This is a genomic window from Onishia taeanensis (assembly GCF_013349955.1).
GTDB lineage: Bacteria > Pseudomonadota > Gammaproteobacteria > Pseudomonadales > Halomonadaceae > Onishia > Onishia taeanensis_B.
This window is the reverse complement of the sequence record NZ_JABVXC010000001.1, coordinates 206,724-225,415: the sequence shown is the minus strand read 5'-3', so window position 1 is coordinate 225,415 and position 18,692 is coordinate 206,724. Positions and strand designations below refer to the sequence as shown.

Below are 18,692 nucleotides of genomic sequence, written 5' to 3'. Positions count from 1 at the left end.
CTGTTCTAGTGCTACCAAGGCTGGTTGGACGGCAAGGCTGGTGGCGTGGGTCGATCTGCGCGATGATGCTTGCCTTTATCCGTGATGATGGAGTATCACCCCGCCATGCGCAGGATCCTCATATGCTCGCTGTTGTTGAGCACCCTGGTCGGCTGCCAGAGCAGCCAGGTCAGCAAGGCCCAGCCTCAAGATCCGGCACAACCCTCGTCCCAGGCGAGTGATCGGGCAACGGCGCCAGCCGCCGATACCGGACAGGACGTCAACGCGCAGGCCGAGTCGCCGGCATCTTTCGAGGCCTGGCTCGCTGGTTTCCGCCGCGAGGCACGGGCCAAGGGCATTGCCGAGTCGACACTCGAACGGGCCCTGGCCGATGTGCGCTACCAACCCAAGGTTCTCGAGTACGATCGTTCCCAGCCCGAGTTCGTGCGCCCCATCTGGCAGTATCTGGATACGGCCGTATCATCGAGCCGTGTGACCAATGGCCGCCAGCGCCTGGCCGAGCACCGTGTCACGGCGGAGCGCATGGCCAATCGCTATGGTGTGCCGGCGGAGGTGCTGGTGGCGATCTGGGGGGTGGAAAGCAACTACGGCAGCAACTTCGGCAGTTTTTCGACGCTGGACTCCCTGGCGACCCTGGCCTTCGATGGCCGTCGTCGCGACTTCGCCCATGACGAGCTGATCGCTGCGCTCAAGATCATCCAGGATGGCGATATTGCCCCGGACCGCATGATCGGCAGTTGGGCCGGCGCCATGGGGCACACCCAGTTCCTGCCGTCGAGCTTCCTTGCTTATGCCGAAGACGGCGATGGTGATGGCCGTCGCGATATCTGGGGCAGCATCCCCGACGTGATGGCGTCCACTGCCAACTACCTGGCGCGAGCCGGTTGGCAGGCCGGCGAGCCCTGGGGCGTCGAGGTGACGCTGCCTGCGGATTTCGATTATTCCCAGACAGAACTGGCCACTCGGCGCTCGAGCGAGGCCTGGGCGGCACAGGGCGTTCGTGCGGCGGATGGCGAGGTGCTGCCGGCACTTGCCAAGGCATCGGTGCTCGCCCCCGCCGGTGCGCGTGGTCCCGCCTTTCTGGTCGGCGGCAACTATCGCGCCATCCTTCGCTACAACAATGCCACCAGCTATGCGCTGGCCGTTGGCACCTTGGCGCGCCGGGTGGCGGGAGAGCCTGGCATTAGCGCCGACTGGCCGCGCCAGGAAACGCCGCTCTCCAGGTCGCAGGTCCGAGAGTTGCAGCGCGCGCTCAACGCTCGGGGCTTCGCCACGGGGACCCCGGACGGTATCATGGGCCCCAACACCCGCGCCGGGCTGCGGGCCTATCAGGCGGCTCAGGGGCTGACGCCCGACGGTTTCGCCACGGTATCCTTGCTCGAGCGTTTGCAGCAGTGAGGTCGGCTAGCCGAGTCGCGCCAGCAGAGCGATGACGGCTGTTTCGACCCGCAGGATTCGGCTGCCCAGGTGAATCCCCTGGCAGCCGGCCGCCAATAGCGCCTCTACCTCATAGGGAATGAACCCGCCCTCGGGGCCCACCACCAGGGTCGCCGGGGCGTCAAGGCCGCGAGGGCAGGCGGCTTGCATGCCCGGGTGGGCCAGCAGCCCGCTGCGCTCCCTGAGCCTTCCCGCTAGGCGGTCCTCGACGAAGGGCTTGAAGTGGGTTTCCAGTTCCACGTCCGGCATCACGGTGTCGCGGGCCTGCTCCAGGCCCAGCACCAGGTGCTGGTGAATCTTCTCGGCGGATAGCTCGGGGGATTGCCAGTAGCTTTTCTCGACGCGCCGGGTGTGCAGCAGGGTGATGCGCTTCACCCCCAGGGCCGTGACGTGCTCCAGGGAGCGCGCCAGCATGCGCGGTCGCGGCAGGGCCAGCACGAGTTCGATATCCAAGGCTGGTGGCGGGGCCTGGTCGAGGGCATCGAGGGCGAAGCGGGCGCCATCGTCGTCGAGGCTTACCAGCTGGCCGCGACCGATGGCCCCGCCTCTCACGCCAAGCGTCAGTTCATCGCCGGGGCGAGCCCGGTGCACCTCTCGCAGATGGCGCAGTCGCCTTGGATCACGCACCCAGGCGTGGTGGTCGTCGGTGAGGTCGGCAGGGTCGAGCAGGATCAGGTTCATGAGGCCTCGGCGGCGCGCAACGGATGACAGGGGACGGCGACGGTGGCTAGAACGCCAGACGCGGTGCACAATACCAGCAAAGCCGATAATAGGAGCACCGTCCGTGCGCGTGATTCGCAAGTATGCCAACCGCAGGCTCTATGATACCGAACAGAGCCGCTATGTGACGCTCGAAGACCTGCGCAGCCTGATTCTCGAGGAAGTGCCGTTTCGCGTCGAGGATGCCAAGTCCGGAGAAGACCTGACGCGCACCATCCTGCTGTCGATCATCATCGAACAGGAGCAGTCCGGCGGTGACTCAGAGGTCTTCTCCAACGATCTGCTGGCCCAGTTCATTCGTGTCTATGATATGGCCCAGCCGTTGCCGCTAGCCCGCTACCTCGAGCAGGGCACCCAGCTGATGATGGAGCAGCAGCAGCGCATGCAGGACCAGTGGAAGGAAGCCATGCGGCACACGCCAATGGAAATGATGCGCGAGATGGCCGAAGAGAACATGCGCTTCTGGCAGAAGACCTTTCAACAGGGCCCCGGTGACAGCCAAAAAGACGACATGGGCGGCGACAAAAGTCGCGACAAGGACTGAGCCCTCCCGACACGGCCGTCGGCTTTCTGGCATAATGCGCGCCCAATTGCGCATTCCCCCTTACCCAATAGTCGAGCAAGGTTGCAGATGAAGGTTTTGATCATCGGCGGCGGCGGCCGCGAACATGCCCTGGCCTGGAAGGTCGCTCAGTCTCCTCAGGTCGAGACGATCTACGTGGCGCCCGGCAACGCCGGCACGCTGGTCGAGCCGAAGGTCTCCAACGTCGACATCGCGGCTACCGACCTGGCGGCCCTCGAAGCCTTCGCCCGTGACCATGCGATTGACCTGACCATCGTCGGCCCCGAGGCGCCGCTGGTCGAGGGCGTTGTCGATCGCTTCCAGGCCGCAGGGCTTGCGATCTTCGGGCCGACCCAGGCTGCCGCCCAGCTCGAAGGCTCGAAATCCTTCACCAAGGACTTTCTGGCCCGCCACGCGATTCCCAGCGCGGACTACCAGACCTTTACCGACGTGGAGCCAGCGCTTGCCTACCTGGCCGAGAAGGGCGCACCGATCGTCATCAAGGCCGACGGCCTGGCCGCCGGCAAGGGGGTGATCGTGGCCATGACCGCAGCGGAGGCCGAGGCGGCGATCCGCGACATGCTCGAGGCCAACGCCTTCGGTGATGCCGGCGCACGGGTGGTGATCGAGGAATTCCTCGACGGCGAGGAAGCCAGCTTCATCGTTATGGTCGACGGCGAGCACGTGCTGCCCATGGCCACCAGTCAGGACCATAAGCGCGCGGGAGACGGCGATACCGGTCCCAATACCGGCGGTATGGGCGCCTATTCGCCAGCGCCGGTGGTTACTGATGTCGTCTATCAGCGCATCATGGACGAGGTGATCCTGCCAACGGTCAAGGGCATGGCGGCCGAGGGGCATCCCTATACCGGTTTCCTCTACGCGGGCCTGATGATCGACAAGAGCGGCGCGCCCAAGGTAATCGAATACAACTGCCGTTTTGGCGACCCGGAAACCCAGCCGATCATGATGCGTCTCGAGTCCGATCTCGCCGCCCTGTGCCTGGCCGGCAGCCAGGGCACACTCGACCGTGAGACCATCGAATGGGACAAGCGACCGGCGGTCGGCGTGGTCCTGGCCGCTGGCGGCTATCCCGGCAGCTACCGCAAGGGCGACGTGATCGATGGTATCGAAGCCGCTGAGGACACCGGCTGTCGGGTGTTTCATGCCGGTACCACCCAGGATGACCAAGGTCGTGTCGCGACCAGCGGTGGTCGCGTGTTATGTGTAACCGCCTTGGGAGACACGGTGGCCAACGCCCAGGCCCTGGCCTACGAAGGGGTGGCCGCCATCGACTGGCAGGACATGAGCTACCGTCGCGATATCGGCTTTCGCGCCATCGCCCGGGAGAGCTGATTGTCGAGCGCGCTGCCTCATGGATTGTCTTGATTGCCCCAGTGCCACGCGCTAGCGGCCAAACCTTTGAACCGGCGTGATCAGGGGCAGGCCCTGAATCGTGGCGCAGGGACGGGATACGACGGGGAGTTGATATGTCACGAGTACGCTTGGAATTTCCGACGGATGCCATTCTGCACCGCCACTCCCTGTCGGTACGTATCACCGACATGAACTACGGCCGCCACCTGGGCCACGATGCCCTGGTGTCGCTGCTGCATGAAGCGAGAACCGAGGCTTTGGCCTCCCGCGGGCTCAGGGAGTGGGATCTCGGTGGCTATCCCAGCGTGGTCGCGGACCTCGCTATCCGGTATCAGGGCGAGGCCGCCTGGCCCGACATGCTGATCGTCGAGACCGCGATCCCCCCCGTCGACGGCAAGTCGCTGTGCGCCTATCAGCGAGTGGTGCGTGAGCATGACCAGCGGCCTGTGGCCACTGCCCGGCTCAACCTGGTATTGCTTGACCCCGCCTCGGGCAAGCCGGTGCCGGTGCCCGCTGGCGTGCAGGACGCTCTATTGCCCGCAGTGGCCTCTCATCAAGAGGGTGGCGCCTGATGTCCCGGGAGTATCCGATCATCGCCGTGACCGGTTCCAGCGGCGCGGGAACCACCACGGTGCGGCGTACCTTCGAGCGCATGTTCGCCCGCGAAGACGTGCATGCCGCGACTGTGGATGGCGATGCCTTCCATCGCTACACCAAGGACGAGCTGGCGCGGATCTTCCGCGAAGAGCCCGAGCGCACCGACGAGCTGTCCCACTTCGCGGTGGAAGCCAACCTGCTCGAGCATCTCGAGGCGCTGTTCCAGGAATATGGTGATCAGGGGTCCGGCACCTTCCGTCACTACATCCACGCCGAAGACAAGCGGATGATCGAGCTCGGCCACCAGGTCGGCACCTTCACCGACTGGCAGCCGCTGCCTAGCGGTACCGACCTGCTGTTCTATGAAGGGCTGCATGGCGGCCTGGTCACCGCCGAGCACGACATCGCTCGCCATGTCGATCTGCTGGTGGGCGTGGCGCCGACCATGAACCTCGAGTGGATACAGAAGATCGACCGCGACACCAAGCTGCGTGGCTACTCCCAGGAAGCGGTGATCGACACCATCCTTGGCCGCATGCACGACTACGTTCGCTATATCCAGCCGCAGTTTTCGCGCACCCATATCAACTTCCAGCGGGTGCCGACGGTGGATACCTCCAACCCCTTCGAGGTGCAGGATATCCCCACCGACGCCGAGTCCTTCGTGGTGATTCGCTTTCGCGACCCCTCCACGGTGGACTTCCCGTATCTGCTGGCGATGATTCAGGATGCCTTCATGAGCCGCCCCCATACCCTGGTGGTGCCCGGGGCGCGTATGCCGCTGGCCATGGAGTTGATTCTGGGCCCGCTGGTTCGCCACCTGTTGGCCCAGCGCCGTTTCCGCTAGCCTGCGCCTGTCGCTGCGACCATCACCGATTGACCCATACCGACCGTTATCTAGGGAGAGGCGCCATGGATTGCCTGTTCTGCAAGATCATCAACCGCGAGATTCCCGCCGACATCGTCTATGAGGATGATGACGTGCTGGCCTTCAATGATATCAACCCCCAGGCACCGACCCACCAGTTGGTGATTCCCAAACGCCATATCCCGACCCTCAACGACATTGCCGAGCAGGACCTGGCGCTGATCGGTCGGTTGCAGTATACCGCGGCGACCCTGACCAGGCAGGCGGGCTTCGCCGATGAGGGCTACCGGGTGGTGATGAATTGCAATGAGCGGGGTGGGCAGACGGTTTATCATGTCCACATGCACCTGATGGGCGGTCGCGACTTCACTTGGCCGGCGGGGTAATCGCCTCAGGGCATCGAGCTGAACACCCTTATATCCCCCGCCTGCATCCCCGCCAGTGCCCCTTGGCACCGCTAGCTGCTTGATAGGCCGCGGGGTTCTGGCCGTGTGAGGAAGCTGGCGCGTCAGAATGTCGCCACAGTTTCTGGATGCGTCGCGGCTCGGGTAGACTAGAGATAACATCCACGGGGGCCTCATGAATCGCCAGTTTTCCCGCAATGACCACTTGATCCAGCAGTTCGACACCATTCTGCGCACCCTGGTGCCACATGTCGCCCAGCCGTCGCGGCCTAGCCCGTCCGCCGGCGTACAGGACGGCGAGCTCGATGAGGTCGAGCGCACCCACGCCGTGGGTTTGATGCGCATCAATCACACCGGCGAGGTCTGCGCACAGGCGCTTTATCAGGGGCAGGGGCTGACCGCCAAGCTGCCCGATATCCGCAGCCAGATGGAGCAGGCCGCTCAGGAAGAGATCGATCACCTAGCCTGGTGCGATGCCCGCCTCGAGGAGCTCGATGGTCGCACCAGCCTGCTCAACCCGCTCTTCTATGGGGCGTCCTTCGGCCTCGGTGCGGTGGCCGGCGCGGTGGGCGACCGGGTCAGCCTGGGCTTCGTCGCCGCCACCGAGGAGCAGGTCGGCAAGCATCTGGACGAGCATCTCGAGGCATTGCCGCCGGGCGACCGCCGTTCACGGGCGGTGCTCGAGAAGATGCGCGAAGACGAGGCCCACCACGAACGCTGGGCGCTCGAAGCCGGCGGCGCCCAGTTTCCGGCGCCGGTCAAGGCCGGCATGCGGTTGATGTCCAAGCTGATGACCAAATCCGTCTACAAGCTTTGAACTCGAAGCCGAAAGCTTGAAGCAACCCCACAAAGCGAACCCCACCTCGGTCTTGCCAAGGTGGGGTTCGCGTTGTCTTCCCGCTTCAGGCTTACCGCTCAAGGCTCCCGCGCTGCGCGCGGGTCAGTCCATATTGCGCGAGTAGAAGATCTCGAGCATCTCCTTGCGCAGGCGACTCTCGATGTTGCGGGCCTCCTCGAAGGTCAGGTCGCGGCGTGAGGTGCCGAACAGATAGTTGTCGAGCTCGAAGTCCTTCAGCAACATCTTGGTGTGGAACATGTTTTCCTGATAGACGTTGACGTCGACCATCTGATAGGCGTTCTTGGTGTCCTCGGCCAGGTAGTCCTGGATCGAGGTGATATCGTGGTCGATGAACAGCTTCTTGCCGTCGACGTCGCGGGTGAAACCGCGCACCCGGTAGTCCATGGTGACGATGTCGGAATCGAAGCTGTGGATCAGGTAGTTCAGCGCCTTGAGCGGGCTGATCATGCCGCAGGTCGAGACGTCGATGTCCAGACGGAAGGTGCTGATGCCGTTGTCCGGATGGGATTCCGGATAGCTGTGCACCGTGACGTGACTCTTGTCCAGGTGACCGACCACGGTTTCGGGTAGCGGGCCCGGGCCCGGTGCGGTCTGCTCCGGCGCGGGGTCCTCGAGCTCGTGCTCGGCGATCAGGATGGTCACGCTGGCACCGTGGGGCTCGTAGTCCTGACGCGAGATGTTGAGCACATGGGCGCCGATGATGTTGGTGACATCCTTGAGGATCTGCGTCAGCCGTTCGGCGTTGTAGAGCTCATCGATGTAGTCGATGTAGGCCCGACGCTGCTCTTCGGTCTTGGCGTAGCAGATGTCGTAGATGTTGAAGCTCAACGAACTGGTCAGGTTGTTGAAGCCGTGGAGTCGGAGATTGTTGCTCACGTCCGAGCCTCCCTCAGGTGCTTGAGTGCGTGGTATGCCTGTCGGTCTAGGGGGTGCGCGAAAAGTCAGCGAGCGCAGGTGGTTTTCGAACAGAGCCTAGGCCGGGGCTGCATGAAAGGCGCGTATTATGCACACCCCGGGGCACGGGCGCACCCGCTCCGGGGAGTTTTCTGCTGGGTCACGCTTCTACGATAGTCACGGAGTGTGTCACTTCGACGCCGCCGTTGGTGAGCATGATGGAGGCGCTGCAGTATTTTTCCGCCGATAGCGCCACTGCCCGCTCGACCTGCTTTTCCTTGAGGCCTTTGCCGGTCACCGTGAAATGCACATGGATCTTGGTGAAGACGCTGGGCACGCTGTCGGCGCGTTCGGCCTCGACGCTGGCCACGCAGTCGCTGACCGGGGCGCGTGACTTCTCGAGAATCTGCAGCACATCGAAGGACGTGCAGGCGCCGAGCCCCATCAGCATCATCTCCATGGGGCGGGGGCCGGTGTCGCGGCCGCCGTGGTCGGGGGGACCATCGATCACCACGCTATGGCCGCTGCCCGATTCGGCGACGAACTGACGACCGTCGGTCCACTTGACGCTGGCTTTCATGAGGCATCTTCTCCGTCTGGCATCGATATAAAGAGGGGATGAACACGTCACCCATGGGGTGGTGCGCGGTCATTGGCGCTAACGAGGCGTTCGGCGCTGCGTCTTGCGCTACACAAGAAAAACGAGGCATTCACTCTGCCATGGCACGCAGCCGGGTATCCAGTTCGGCTAGGCGCTCAGGCGTGCCTACATCGACCCAGGGGCCGCGATGGTGATGGCCCGACACCCGTCCCTCGGCCATGGCGTCCCGCAACAGCGGCGCCAGGGCGAAGGCGCCGGGTGCCTGGTTGGCCAGCAGCGCCGGGTCGATCAGACTGAGGCCGGCGAAGGTCAGGCGCGGCGTGCCGCTGGCATCTACCCGACCCGCCTCGTCCAGGTGGAAGTCGCCGTCCGGGTGCTGGTGGGGATTGTCGACCAGCCACAGATGGGCGAGGTCCCCGTCCAGGTTAGGCAGCCTGGTGAGATCCGGCGTGCACCAAACGTCGCCGTTGACCAGCAGAAAGGGCGCTTCGCCAAGCAGCGGCAGCGCCTTCTGTATGCCGCCACCGGTCTCCAGCGGGCTATCTTCACGGCTCCAGGCGATGCTGACACCGTGAGCCGCTCCATCACCCAGCGCCGCGATGATCTGCTCGGCCCGGTAGCTTACGTTGATCACCACCTCGCTGATGCCGGCGGCGGCAAGGCGCTCCAGGTGGTGAACGATCAGCGGTTTGCCGGCCACCGGCAGCAGCGGTTTGGGGCAGTGGTCGGTCAGCGGGCGCATGCGCTTGCCGAGCCCGGCCGCCAGGATCATCGCCTTCATGCCGTCGTCTCCCGCGTCATCACCTCGCTTGCCGGCGTCTCGATACCTTGCGCCGCCAAGGTTTCCTCGAGTGCCGGGGTGAAGGTCGCATGCAGCCAGTGGCGCAGGTCGGCGAAGGCGGGCCAGGGAGCCAGACTGTCATCCAGGTGCGACAAAAAGTGGGGCAGCCGCGCGAGATAGCCGTTCTTGCCGTCGCGCAGGGTCAGGCGACAGAAGATGCCGAGTACCTTGAGGCTGCGCTGGGCCGCCATGGCATCGCACCAGAAGTGGAAACGTTCGGCGTCGATGGCTGGATCCAGGCGGCCGTCGGCGATGGCACGCTCGCGAAAGGCCGCCTGCCAGTGGCGAAGGGTCGCAGCGTCGAAGCGCCGATAGCGCCCGCGTGTCAGAGAGATCAGATCATAGCTCAGGGGGCCTGCCACGGCGTCCTGAAAGTCGATCATCACCAGGGCGTTATCTTCGCGCATCAGGTTCATGGCATCGAAGTCGCGATGCACGACGAAGCGAGGCTGCTCGAGGGCGCTGTCGACGAGTTGGGTGACCAGCTCCGCCCAGCCGGGCGGCGGGGCGATGCCTAGAAGGCCCTCCAGGCACCACTCGGGAAACAGGTCGAGCTCGCGGGTGAGCAGCGCCGCATCATAGAGTGGCAGGGCATCACGAGGGGCCTTGGCCTGGAGCTCGTGGATCAGGGCGATGGCCTTGTCGAAGCCGTCGATAGTGGCCTCGTGCGAGGTGAAGCTATTCTGTAGCGGGGTGTCGCCTAGGTCATCGAGCATCAGAAAGCCCAGGTCCAGATCCGCGTGATGCACTCGCGGTACCGGCAGCCCAGCGGCCAGCCAGTCGCTGGCGATGGCCAGAAAAGGCCGGCTGTCTTCCTGTGCCGGTGGGGCGTCCATCAGGATGCGGGTGGCGCCATCGGGCAGCGTCAGACGATAATAGCGGCGAAAGCTGGCGTCGCCGGCGGCCAGGGTCAGCTTGAGCGCGTCGGGGGCAAGGCCGTATTGTTCGGCCGCCCAGTCGGTGAGGCGGCCAAGGCGCGCGGGGTCTGCCGAGGTCATGGGCTCTCCTGTGGTGATGCGTGTCGCGGCGTTGTTGTTGACGCTCATCGGGGCGCAACGCATGCTGAAATCCGTGCTCGTCAATGGCCGGATCATCGATAGACAAGCGGCGCCGGCCGAGCGGTGGCAGACAGCCGGGACTCGGCCTGTATAATACCGATTTCACCCGTCAAGGACAGCGAGGAAGATGGGCAAGCGACTCTACTGGACTGCCCTGGCCGGCATTACCGCCGTTGCCGGCGGTAATGCCCTGGCAGCGCCGCCGGCGCCCCTGCCAGCGGAACAGCTCGACTGGCAACCCTGGGGCGATGATGCGCCGTCAGATGCGCTGTGCCGCGGCCGCTACGTGATGCCGGCCTACCGGCTGCCCGCCGCCGATACTCCCGGTGACGTCCGTTCTTCCTCGGACCGAGCCCGCTATGGCGAAGACGGCTCGGTGAGTCTGGCCGGCGAGGTGCTGCTGCGCCGCGATAACAGCCAGGTCGAGGCGCCCGAGGTGCGGGTTGGACCCGCGCGGGAGCGAGCCCAGGTAACGGGGCCGCTGGCCCTGCGTGATCAGGGGCTGCTGGTGCGCGGCGATTCCGCCGAGGTGGCACTGCAAAGCGATGCGGCCTCGGTGGATGTCGCTCACTATGTGGCCCACGAGGCGCGCCTGCGTGGCGACGCCCAGCGGTTGGCCCGTCTCGAGGATGGCCGCTATCAGCTGACCGATGCCAGTTTCACGACCTGTGAGCCGGGCAGTCAGGCGTGGCGGCTGGTGGGCAGCGATATCCTGCTGGATCGCGAGGCAGGGTTCGGGACCGCCACCCATGCTCGCCTCGAGGTCCAAGATGTACCGGTCTTCTACTGGCCCTGGGTACGCTTCCCGATCGATGACCGACGCCAGAGTGGCTTCCTGTGGCCGGTGCTCAGTGCCTCCGGCGATGGCCTCGACTATGCCCAGCCCTATTACTTCAACCTGGCGCCGAATTACGACGCGACCCTGACGCCGCGCTTTATCAGTGATCGTGGCTTGCTGCTGGGCGGCGAGTTCCGCTATTTGCAGCAGGGCCCTTCGCAACAGGGCTATGCCGGCACGATCGAGGGCGCCTATCTGGCCAATGATCAGGGTAAGAGTTCATCCAACCCCAATGATCCGCCCGATGCCTTCGAGGGCGAGGATCGCTGGTATGTGGACTATCGCCATCAAGGCCGGTTGAACCAGCGCATGGATTACCGGCTCGCCTATGGTGCCGCCAGCGACGGGCGTTACTTCGATGATTTCGGTCGCGATTTTGGCGAATCCGATACCGCCTATTTGCCGCGACTGGCACTGTTCGACTACAGCGGCGAGACCTGGCAGCTCGAGGCCCGTGCCCAGGGGTATCAGCGGCTCGACTACCCGCTGGCCGAGCGTGACAAGCCGTTCTACCGGTTGCCGAGCCTGACCGCCAATGCTCGCTGGGATCAGGACAGCGGCTTCTATCAGCAGTGGCGCTCCAACGCGACCTACTTCTGGCGTGATGTCATCGAGCAGCAAGTGCCGTTGCGCGAGGCCGCGACCGGTAGCCGTGTGCATCTGGCGCCGGCGCTGGGGTGGCGAGCCGATCCCAGCTGGGGCTTCCTGGAGCCCAAGGTGGAGCTGCTGCATACCGCCTACGAGCTCGACTACGGCAACCTGAACACCGATCGCGACACTACCCTATCGCGTACCGTGCCGGTCAGTTCGCTGGATGGCGGCCTGGTCTTCGAGCGTGATCTCTCGGCCTTCGGTGATGACTACCGACAGACCCTGGAGCCGCGCCTCAACTACGCCTATGTACCAGCGGAGGATCAGCAGGACTTCCCGGACTTCGATACCAACGAGCAGGCCTTCTCCTGGGGGCAGCTGTGGTCGCCCTATCGCTTCTCCGGGGTGGACCGGGTGGGCGATCTCAACCGCCTGTCGGCCGGTCTCAGCTCCCGGTTCCTCGAGGATGACAGCGGCCGCCAACGCCTCGATATCGGTGTCGGCCAGGGCTTTTACTTCGAAGATCGCTACATCGACATGAACGGCGATCCGGATACGCTGCCGAATCGCGACACCAACTACGCGGCCTGGTATCGCGCGACCCGCGATCGCACCCCGCTGGTGACGAAGATCGACTGGCAGATCAGCGATCACTGGAGCACTCGCTACGCCTGGCTCTATGACACCGAGCGGGAAGTGACCGAACGCAACGGGATCGACCTGGCCTACCGGGATCCCCGCGGCCATGTGCTGAACCTCGGGTATCGCTGGGAGCTGCAGGGCTTTGACCCCTCTGCCGACGACCCCGAGGATAGGCTCGGTTACAACCGCGAAGAGTTCGATGTGTCCTTTGCGCTGCGAGCCAGCAATCAAGTCGACCTGATCGGCCGCTATCTGTATGACAACACCAATGGCCGCTCACTGGAGCGCCTGGCGGGTGTGCAATGGAACGACTGCTGCTATGGTCTGCAGCTGGTATGGCGCGACTGGGTCGAGGACAACGACACCGCCAACACCATCGCCGACGACTACACCGATCGCGGCATCTTCCTGCGCTTCATCTTCAAGGGCCTCGGCGGAGTGGGCCAGGAAGCCGACAGTTACTTCGAGCAGGCCATTCCAGGCTATCGCTCCACCGCCTTTTGAGCGCCTCGGCGCGAAGGCATCGACACATGAGACGAGTCAATGAGGTATATATGCGTAGTCGACTGATCGCCCCGCTGGCCATGGCCCTGATGATGGCCCTGCCCTTGGGCGTGGCCCCGCTGACGGCAACGGCCCAGCAGTTAAAACCGCTCGATCATATCGTGGCGGTCGTCAACGAGGGCGCGATCATGTATAGCGAGCTCGAGAGCCGAGTCGCCCGGGCACGTGATCAGCTCTCCCAGCGCGGTGTTACACCGCCAAGCGATGCGGCGCTCGAGCAGCAGGTGCTGGATCGCATGATCGTCGAGGAAATCCAGCTGCAGATGGCCCGTGATGCCAACCTGAGCGTCGACGACACCGAACTCAATCGCACGGTTCGCGGTATCGCCGAGAATAACGGCATGAGCCTCGAGCAGTTCGCCGATACCCTCGAGGCCGATGGCTTGACGTTGGCTGCGGTGCGCGAGGACGTGCGCCGTGAGCTCCTGATGCGCCAGCTTCAGCAGCGCCGGGTGGCCAGTCGGGTCACCGTCAGCGAGCGCGAGGTGGACCGCTATCTGGAGCAGCAGGGCGGCAACGACGACGTGCGCTATCGCCTGTCGCACATCATGGTCGCGCTGCCCCAGTCGCCCAGCCAGGCGCAGATCGACGACGCTCGCGCCAAGATTGAGGACTTGCATCGCCAGCTCGAGAATGGCGCCGATTTCGCCAGTCTGGCGGCCGCCGAGTCCGACGGCGGCCAGGCGCTCGACGGCGGCGATCTGGGTTGGCGTGCGGCTGCCGAGATACCCAGCATCTTCACCGATGCGGTGCCGTCTCTGGATGTGGGCGAGGTCTCAGCGCCGATCAGAAGCCCCAGCGGCTTCCACCTGGTCAAACTTGCCGACCGCGAAGGCGGCCAGGGCCGCAATCTGACCCAGCGCGACCAGGTCCGCCAGACCCTCTTCCAGCGCAAGGCCAATGATGAGATGGAGGTCTGGCTGCAGGAGATTCGCGCCGGTGCCTACATCGATAATCGCTTGAATGAGTCCGGCGCATCATGAATCCGCCGGTACTGGCGCTGACCACCGGCGAGCCCGCCGGGGTCGGCCCCGAACTGGCGCTGATGCTGGCCGCCGAGGGCGTCGCGATGGGCGCACCAGGCGCCGGCGATGCCTCAGGTTTCAGCGTCGTGGCGGTGGGGGATCCCTCGCTGCTCCAGGAGCGAGCGCGCAAGCTGGGGCTTGGCGTAACCGTCAAGGTGCTGGAGCCTGGCGAGTCGCTGCCGGCGCCGCACACCGGCGTGCTACCGGTGTGGCCGGTGGCCCTCAAGGCGCCGTGCCGTGTCGGCGAGCTCGATCCTGCCAACGGCGCCTATGTACTCGAAACGCTGGACCTGGCCGTCGCCGCCTGTCGCGAGGGAAAGGCCCAGGGCATGGTGACCGCGCCTCTGCACAAGGGCGTGATCATCGAGGGTGGCCAGACCGGCTTTACCGGCCATACCGAGTACCTGCGCGATGCCTGCGGGGTCGAGGAGGTGGTGATGATGCTCGCCACCGACCAGGCGCTCCACGGGCAGCTCGGTGGTCCGGTGCGTTGCCCCCTGCGGGTAGCACTGGCTACGACGCACCTGCCACTGCGCGAGGTCGCCGATGCCATTACCGCCGAGGGGCTGAGCCGGGTGCTGCGCATTCTCGATGCCGACCTGAAACGCTATTTCGGCCTCGCCGCGCCGCGGCTCAAGGTCTGTGGGTTGAATCCCCATGCCGGCGAGGATGGTCATCTCGGCCGCGAGGAACTCGAGACCATCACCCCGACGCTTGAGCGCCTGGCAGCCGAAGGGCTCGACGTGCGTGGTCCCTATCCCGCCGATACCCTCTTCACTCCGCGCCATCTCGATGACGCCGATGCGGTGCTGGCGATGTATCATGACCAGGGACTCGCCGTGCTCAAGTACGCAGGCTTCGGGCGTGCCGCTAACATTACGCTGGGGCTGCCTCTGGTACGCACCTCGGTGGACCACGGCACCGCCCTGGATCTTGCCGGGCGTGGCATCGCGGATGCCGGCAGCCTGCGCGTCGCCTTGAATCTGGCGGCCGAGATGGCCGCCTGCGGTACCCTGTCCTAGCCGGCCTTAACCGAGCGTTTATTCCCGCAAGCGTGCTGGGCTGCCATCGAAAATCGGTGTTGGACTCGCTGTCGGTAAGCGCCAACTCCTGTCAGAACCAAAGGATCATCCATCGCATGTCTTCACGCCCACCCATGCACCGGGCCCGCAAGCGCTTCGGCCAGAACTTCCTGCGCGATACGGGCATCATCTCGCGCATCGTGCGGGCCATCGACCCGCGTGCCGGCGAGCGCCTGGTCGAAATCGGCCCCGGCCAGGGGGCGCTGACCGAGCCGCTGATCGAGGCTGCCGGCGGCGTCCTGGAGGTCATCGAGCTCGATCGCGACTTGATTCCCGGCCTGCGTGTGCAGTTCTTCCAGTATCCTGATTTCGTGATTCATGAGGGCGATGCCCTGGCCTTCGACTTCGCCGACCTGCGCGGCGACGGCCCGGCGTTGCGAGTGGTGGGCAATCTGCCCTACAACATATCCACGCCGCTGATCGTGCACCTGCTCGAGGCCACTGGGGCGGTTGCCGACATGCACTTCATGCTGCAGAAGGAAGTGGTCGAGCGACTGGCCGCCGAGCCTGGCAGCACTCACTGGGGACGGCTGTCGGTGCTGGCGCAATACCATTGTCAGGTCGAATCGCTGTTCGTGGTGCCGCCGGAGGCCTTCGTGCCGCAGCCCAAGGTCGAGTCGGCCATCGTGCGGCTGACACCTCACGGGACCTTGCCGCATCCGGCCAAGGATTCGGCCCTGCTGTTCGATTTGGTCCGCGAGGCCTTTGGTCAGCGCCGCAAGACCCTGCGCAACAACCTCAAGGGACGCGTCTCCGCCGAGGCCCTGGAAGCCCTGGGCATCGATCCGACCCGGCGCCCGCAGACCCTCTCCGTCGAGGAGTTCGTTCGCATCGCCGACCACCTGGCCGAGGAAGTCGCATGACTGACAGTTCCCTCAAGGCGACGATGGCGGCGCTCTCCGTCGATGTCGAGCCGGCCTTTCGCGCCGAGGAATCCGACGAAGCCGAGTCCCGCTACGTGTTCAGTTACACCGTTACCGTGCATAACCACTCGTCCCACAGCGTTCAGCTGCTGGCACGGCATTGGAAAATCACCCAGAGCAGCGGCAAGGTGCAGGAAGTGCGTGGCAAGGGGGTGGTGGGCAGGCAGCCCATGATCGGCCCCGGCCAGACCTTTTCCTATACCAGCCGCGCGGTGCTGGATGGGCCTGTGGGCGTTATGGAAGGTGACTATACCTGCGTCGATGCCGCGACTCAGCAGCATATCGAGGTGCCCATCGCCCCCTTTCGCCTCGCCGGCCCCCATCAGGTGCATTGAACGCGGCGTTATTACTCGTTTTATTCGCTACCTAACCAGGAGATGCCATGACCACCTATGCGATCGGCGATCTGCAGGGCTGCCACCGGGAGTTCGTGGCGCTGCTCGAGCGGCTCGACTTCGCGCCGGGCCGCGATCGGCTGTGGCTGGCCGGCGATCTGGTCAACCGTGGACCAGGTTCGTTGGAATGCCTGCGCGAGGTGATGGCGCTTGGGGATTCGGTACAGGTGGTACTCGGCAATCATGACCTGCATTTGCTGGCGGTTGCCCGGGGGGGAGCCTCTACCAAGCGCTCAGACACCCTGGCACCGATTCTCGAGGCGCCGGACCGGGAGGTGCTGCTCGACTGGTTGCAGCAGCAGCCGCTGATGGTGCGTGAGCCGCGCCAGGATGGCGACAGGGTGATGTGCCATGCCGGGCTGCTCCCCGAATGGTCGGCCGCCAAGGCCCAGGCGCTCGCCGCCGAGGTCGAGGCCCGGCTCGCCGCCGACGCTGGCGACTTCCTTGCCCAGATGTATGGCAATCGCCCCAACCGCTGGCAGGATGATCTCGACGGTATCGAGCGTGCGCGCTTCATCGTCAACGCCTTCACCCGCATGCGCTTTGTCGACCCCGGCGGGCATCTCGACTTCTCGGCCAAGGAGGGGCTCGACTCGGCGCCTGATGGCTTCGCCCCCTGGTTCAGCTATGCCCGCGAGGACGACCCCCATATCCTGTTCGGCCATTGGGCGGCCCTGGAAGGGGCGACCCCGGGCAGTCGAGTGCGCGCCGAGGCACTGGATACCGGATGCGTGTGGGGGGGCAGCCTGACCGCGCTGGACCTAACCACTGGCAAGCGTATCCGTCAAATGAGCCTGGCCCGGGGCTGACTGCCCCGCGTTCTTCCTTCTTGCCGTTTTTATCCTCTATTCCCCTGGAGTTACCATGAGCGCGACGCCCTTCGAGCACCTGGACATTGCCACCCTGAAAGCCTGGCTGGACGAGGGTGAGCCGCTGACGCTGGTCGATATTCGTGATCCGATGAGCTTTGCCCGCGGCCATATCCCGGCGAGCCGACACCTGGACAACACCAGCGTTGGGGCTCTGCTTGACGAGACGCCCAAGGACGCCGCCCTGGTGGTGGTCTGCTACCACGGGCATTCCAGCCAGCAGGCGGCTACCTGGCTCGCCGGTCAGGGCTATTCCCAGGTCTACAGCCTGGACGGCGGCTTTACCGCCTGGGCCGGCCAGCATCCCACCCGCGTGGCCACGGCGCCGGCATGAGCGACGATCGTTTCCTTGACGGTCTAGAGGTCTATTGCGTGGGGGGAGCGGTGCGCGATGAGCGCCTGGGGTGGCCGGTCTATGACCATGATTGGGTGGTAGTGGGCGCAAGTGTCGAGGACATGACCCGGCGCGGTTTCACGCCAGTGGGGCGCGACTTTCCGGTCTTCCTGCACCCCGTCACCCACGAGGAATACGCGCTGGCGCGCACCGAGCGCAAGCGCGGCCACGGCTATACCGGCTTCGTGGTGCACGCGAGCCCCGATGTCAGTCTCGAGGAGGATCTGGCGCGGCGTGATCTGACCATCAACGCCATGGCCGAGTCGGTCGACGGCACCCTGGTTGATCCTTATCACGGCCAGCGGGACCTCGCCGCCAGGCGGCTGCGTCACGTCTCGCCGGCCTTCGTCGAGGACCCGCTGAGGGTGCTGCGCACTGCACGTTTTCTGGCCCGCTATCGGGGTCTAGGCTTCGAGATCGCCGAGGATACACTGGCGCTGATGCGCGAACTCGCCCATAGCGGTGAGCTTGGCCACTTGGTTGCCGAGCGGGTCTGGACCGAAACCGAAAAGGCGCTGGGCGAGCCATCCCCCGAGGCCTACTTCACGTCCCTCGATGACTGCGGGGCACTGGCGGTGCTGATGCCGGAGCTGGTCGAAGACCGTGAGGCAATGGCCGCCGCCCTGGAGCGGCTGCATTGCCTGCCGTCGCCACAGGCTGATGGGACGACCGAGGCCGAAGGTGATGCTGACAGCATGACGGTCGGCCGGCGCCGCTGGCGCTGGGCGCGGCTCCTCGAGCACCTCGACGACGACGCCAGGGCCGCGCTCGCCGAGCGGCTCAAGTTGCCCAAGGCCTACGCTGACCTGGCACGCCAGGCTGCCCGCACCCGAGCGCTGCGCCTGGACAGTGAGGCCGCCCCGCTCACTGCGCGCCGGGTGCTGGGCTGGTATGACAGTATCGATGCCTGGCGGCGCGGCGAGCGTCTGGCTCCCCAGTTGGCCTTGTTGGCGCTGGACGCGCCCAGGCTCGCCCGCACGCTGGGCGCGGCCTATCGGGCAGCCCAGGCGATTGCACCCAAGGTGTTGCTCGAGGAAGGCTTCAAGGGCAAGGCGTTGGGCGAGGAGCTCGATCGGCGGCGCCAGGCGGCGATCGCCGAGGTGCTGGCCGCCGGTACCTGACCGGGGGCTGGGGGCAGCCCCTGGATAAAG

20 protein-coding genes are annotated in these 18,692 nt (G+C 65.2%); 15 read left to right on the top strand and 5 right to left on the bottom strand.

What is annotated here, in order from left to right; translation table 11 throughout:
• Positions 1-105 precede the first annotated feature (105 nt).
• Positions 106-1,398 carry a lytic murein transglycosylase gene (locus tag HUS66_RS01005; RefSeq protein WP_175069133.1) on the top strand — a complete coding sequence of 431 codons (1,293 nt, stop codon included), beginning with the start codon at positions 106-108 and terminating at the stop codon, positions 1,396-1,398.
• A gap of 6 nt (positions 1,399-1,404) precedes the next feature.
• Here the strand turns inward: HUS66_RS01005 and HUS66_RS01000 are convergent, their stop codons facing one another.
• Positions 1,405-2,118 carry a 16S rRNA (uracil(1498)-N(3))-methyltransferase gene (locus tag HUS66_RS01000; protein ID WP_175069132.1) on the bottom strand — a complete coding sequence of 238 codons (714 nt, stop codon included), beginning with the start codon at positions 2,116-2,118 and terminating at the stop codon, positions 1,405-1,407.
• Positions 2,119-2,221: 103 nt separating this feature from the next.
• Between HUS66_RS01000 and phaR the strand changes: the two genes are divergently transcribed.
• The 6 genes from phaR (at position 2,222) to coq7 (ending at position 6,782) form a co-directional block, all read left to right on the top strand.
• On the top strand, positions 2,222-2,701 hold the full coding sequence (gene phaR / locus HUS66_RS00995) for a polyhydroxyalkanoate synthesis repressor PhaR (RefSeq protein WP_175069131.1): 480 nt from the start codon (positions 2,222-2,224) through the stop codon (positions 2,699-2,701).
• Positions 2,702-2,788: 87 nt separating this feature from the next.
• Entirely contained in the window at positions 2,789-4,075 is a 1,287-nt protein-coding gene (gene purD, locus HUS66_RS00990) for a phosphoribosylamine--glycine ligase (RefSeq protein ID WP_175069130.1), read from the top strand.
• A 134-nt stretch (positions 4,076-4,209) separates the two neighbouring features.
• Entirely contained in the window at positions 4,210-4,668 is a 459-nt protein-coding gene (locus tag HUS66_RS00985) for an acyl-CoA thioesterase (RefSeq protein WP_175069129.1), read from the top strand.
• A complete protein-coding gene (locus tag HUS66_RS00980; protein ID WP_175069128.1) occupies positions 4,668-5,540 on the top strand; it encodes a phosphoribulokinase in 873 nt (290 codons plus the stop codon). Before HUS66_RS00985 ends, HUS66_RS00980 begins: the two co-directional genes overlap by 1 nt.
• Before the next feature lie 65 nt (positions 5,541-5,605).
• Complete coding sequence (locus tag HUS66_RS00975; RefSeq protein WP_175069127.1) at positions 5,606-5,947, top strand: histidine triad nucleotide-binding protein; 342 nt, start codon at positions 5,606-5,608, stop codon at positions 5,945-5,947.
• A 193-nt stretch (positions 5,948-6,140) separates the two neighbouring features.
• Complete coding sequence (gene coq7, locus HUS66_RS00970; RefSeq protein ID WP_175069126.1) at positions 6,141-6,782, top strand: 2-polyprenyl-3-methyl-6-methoxy-1,4-benzoquinone monooxygenase; 642 nt, start codon at positions 6,141-6,143, stop codon at positions 6,780-6,782.
• Positions 6,783-6,905: 123 nt separating this feature from the next.
• Here coq7 and speD read toward each other — a convergent pair whose 3' ends face one another.
• The 4 genes from speD to HUS66_RS00950 form a co-directional block, all read right to left on the bottom strand.
• Complete coding sequence (gene speD, locus HUS66_RS00965; RefSeq protein ID WP_175069125.1) at positions 6,906-7,700, bottom strand: adenosylmethionine decarboxylase; 795 nt, start codon at positions 7,698-7,700, stop codon at positions 6,906-6,908.
• A 178-nt stretch (positions 7,701-7,878) separates the two neighbouring features.
• Positions 7,879-8,298 carry an OsmC family protein gene (locus HUS66_RS00960; protein ID WP_175069124.1) on the bottom strand — a complete coding sequence of 140 codons (420 nt, stop codon included), beginning with the start codon at positions 8,296-8,298 and terminating at the stop codon, positions 7,879-7,881.
• 130 nt (positions 8,299-8,428) lie between these two features.
• Positions 8,429-9,100, bottom strand: coding sequence for an N-acetylmuramate alpha-1-phosphate uridylyltransferase MurU (gene murU, locus HUS66_RS00955; RefSeq protein WP_175069123.1), 672 nt, complete (start codon positions 9,098-9,100; stop codon positions 8,429-8,431).
• A complete protein-coding gene (locus tag HUS66_RS00950) occupies positions 9,097-10,221 on the bottom strand; it encodes an aminoglycoside phosphotransferase family protein (protein WP_340162721.1) in 1,125 nt (374 codons plus the stop codon). Before HUS66_RS00950 ends, murU begins: the two co-directional genes overlap by 4 nt.
• Before the next feature lie 124 nt (positions 10,222-10,345).
• Between HUS66_RS00950 and HUS66_RS00945 the strand changes: the two genes are divergently transcribed.
• The 8 genes from HUS66_RS00945 (at position 10,346) to HUS66_RS00910 (ending at position 18,662) form a co-directional block, all read left to right on the top strand.
• Positions 10,346-12,793 (top strand): LPS-assembly protein LptD, encoded by a 2,448-nt coding sequence (locus tag HUS66_RS00945; protein ID WP_175069121.1) that lies wholly within the window; start codon positions 10,346-10,348, stop codon positions 12,791-12,793.
• Positions 12,794-12,843: 50 nt separating this feature from the next.
• Complete coding sequence (locus HUS66_RS00940) at positions 12,844-13,836, top strand: peptidylprolyl isomerase (RefSeq protein WP_175069120.1); 993 nt, start codon at positions 12,844-12,846, stop codon at positions 13,834-13,836.
• The gene (pdxA, locus tag HUS66_RS00935) at positions 13,833-14,900 is read left to right on the top strand and encodes a 4-hydroxythreonine-4-phosphate dehydrogenase PdxA (protein ID WP_175069119.1); all 1,068 of its coding nucleotides are present in this window, start codon (positions 13,833-13,835) and stop codon (positions 14,898-14,900) included. Before HUS66_RS00940 ends, pdxA begins: the two co-directional genes overlap by 4 nt.
• A gap of 116 nt (positions 14,901-15,016) precedes the next feature.
• Positions 15,017-15,823, top strand: a complete 807-nt coding sequence (gene rsmA / locus HUS66_RS00930) for a 16S rRNA (adenine(1518)-N(6)/adenine(1519)-N(6))-dimethyltransferase RsmA (RefSeq protein ID WP_175069118.1) — start codon at positions 15,017-15,019, stop codon at positions 15,821-15,823.
• Positions 15,820-16,218, top strand: a complete 399-nt coding sequence (gene apaG / locus HUS66_RS00925; protein ID WP_425340061.1) for a Co2+/Mg2+ efflux protein ApaG — start codon at positions 15,820-15,822, stop codon at positions 16,216-16,218. Before rsmA ends, apaG begins: the two co-directional genes overlap by 4 nt.
• A 47-nt stretch (positions 16,219-16,265) precedes the next feature.
• A complete protein-coding gene (locus tag HUS66_RS00920; protein ID WP_175069117.1) occupies positions 16,266-17,087 on the top strand; it encodes a symmetrical bis(5'-nucleosyl)-tetraphosphatase in 822 nt (273 codons plus the stop codon).
• Positions 17,088-17,142: 55 nt separating this feature from the next.
• Positions 17,143-17,481, top strand: a complete 339-nt coding sequence (glpE, locus tag HUS66_RS00915) for a thiosulfate sulfurtransferase GlpE (RefSeq protein ID WP_175069116.1) — start codon at positions 17,143-17,145, stop codon at positions 17,479-17,481.
• Positions 17,478-18,662: a polynucleotide adenylyltransferase gene (locus tag HUS66_RS00910; RefSeq protein ID WP_175069115.1), complete on the top strand. Its 1,185-nt coding sequence runs from the start codon at positions 17,478-17,480 to the stop codon at positions 18,660-18,662. Before glpE ends, HUS66_RS00910 begins: the two co-directional genes overlap by 4 nt.
• Positions 18,663-18,692: the final 30 nt, after the last annotated feature.

Coding starts and splice junctions, on each gene's coding strand:
- HUS66_RS01005 (WP_175069133.1), top strand. CDS start 106: ATGCGCAGGATCCTCATATGCTCGCTGTTGTTGAGCACCCTGGTCGGC.
- HUS66_RS01000 (WP_175069132.1), bottom strand. CDS start 2,118: ATGAACCTGATCCTGCTCGACCCTGCCGACCTCACCGACGACCACCAC.
- purD (WP_175069130.1), top strand. CDS start 2,789: ATGAAGGTTTTGATCATCGGCGGCGGCGGCCGCGAACATGCCCTGGCC.
- HUS66_RS00985 (WP_175069129.1), top strand. CDS start 4,210: ATGTCACGAGTACGCTTGGAATTTCCGACGGATGCCATTCTGCACCGC.
- HUS66_RS00980 (WP_175069128.1), top strand. CDS start 4,668: ATGTCCCGGGAGTATCCGATCATCGCCGTGACCGGTTCCAGCGGCGCG.
- HUS66_RS00975 (WP_175069127.1), top strand. CDS start 5,606: ATGGATTGCCTGTTCTGCAAGATCATCAACCGCGAGATTCCCGCCGAC.
- coq7 (WP_175069126.1), top strand. CDS start 6,141: ATGAATCGCCAGTTTTCCCGCAATGACCACTTGATCCAGCAGTTCGAC.
- HUS66_RS00960 (WP_175069124.1), bottom strand. CDS start 8,298: ATGAAAGCCAGCGTCAAGTGGACCGACGGTCGTCAGTTCGTCGCCGAA.
- murU (WP_175069123.1), bottom strand. CDS start 9,100: ATGAAGGCGATGATCCTGGCGGCCGGGCTCGGCAAGCGCATGCGCCCG.
- HUS66_RS00950 (WP_340162721.1), bottom strand. CDS start 10,221: ATGCGTTGCGCCCCGATGAGCGTCAACAACAACGCCGCGACACGCATC.
- HUS66_RS00945 (WP_175069121.1), top strand. CDS start 10,346: ATGGGCAAGCGACTCTACTGGACTGCCCTGGCCGGCATTACCGCCGTT.
- HUS66_RS00940 (WP_175069120.1), top strand. CDS start 12,844: ATGCGTAGTCGACTGATCGCCCCGCTGGCCATGGCCCTGATGATGGCC.
- pdxA (WP_175069119.1), top strand. CDS start 13,833: ATGAATCCGCCGGTACTGGCGCTGACCACCGGCGAGCCCGCCGGGGTC.
- rsmA (WP_175069118.1), top strand. CDS start 15,017: ATGTCTTCACGCCCACCCATGCACCGGGCCCGCAAGCGCTTCGGCCAG.
- apaG (WP_425340061.1), top strand. CDS start 15,820: ATGACTGACAGTTCCCTCAAGGCGACGATGGCGGCGCTCTCCGTCGAT.
- HUS66_RS00920 (WP_175069117.1), top strand. CDS start 16,266: ATGACCACCTATGCGATCGGCGATCTGCAGGGCTGCCACCGGGAGTTC.
- glpE (WP_175069116.1), top strand. CDS start 17,143: ATGAGCGCGACGCCCTTCGAGCACCTGGACATTGCCACCCTGAAAGCC.
- HUS66_RS00910 (WP_175069115.1), top strand. CDS start 17,478: ATGAGCGACGATCGTTTCCTTGACGGTCTAGAGGTCTATTGCGTGGGG.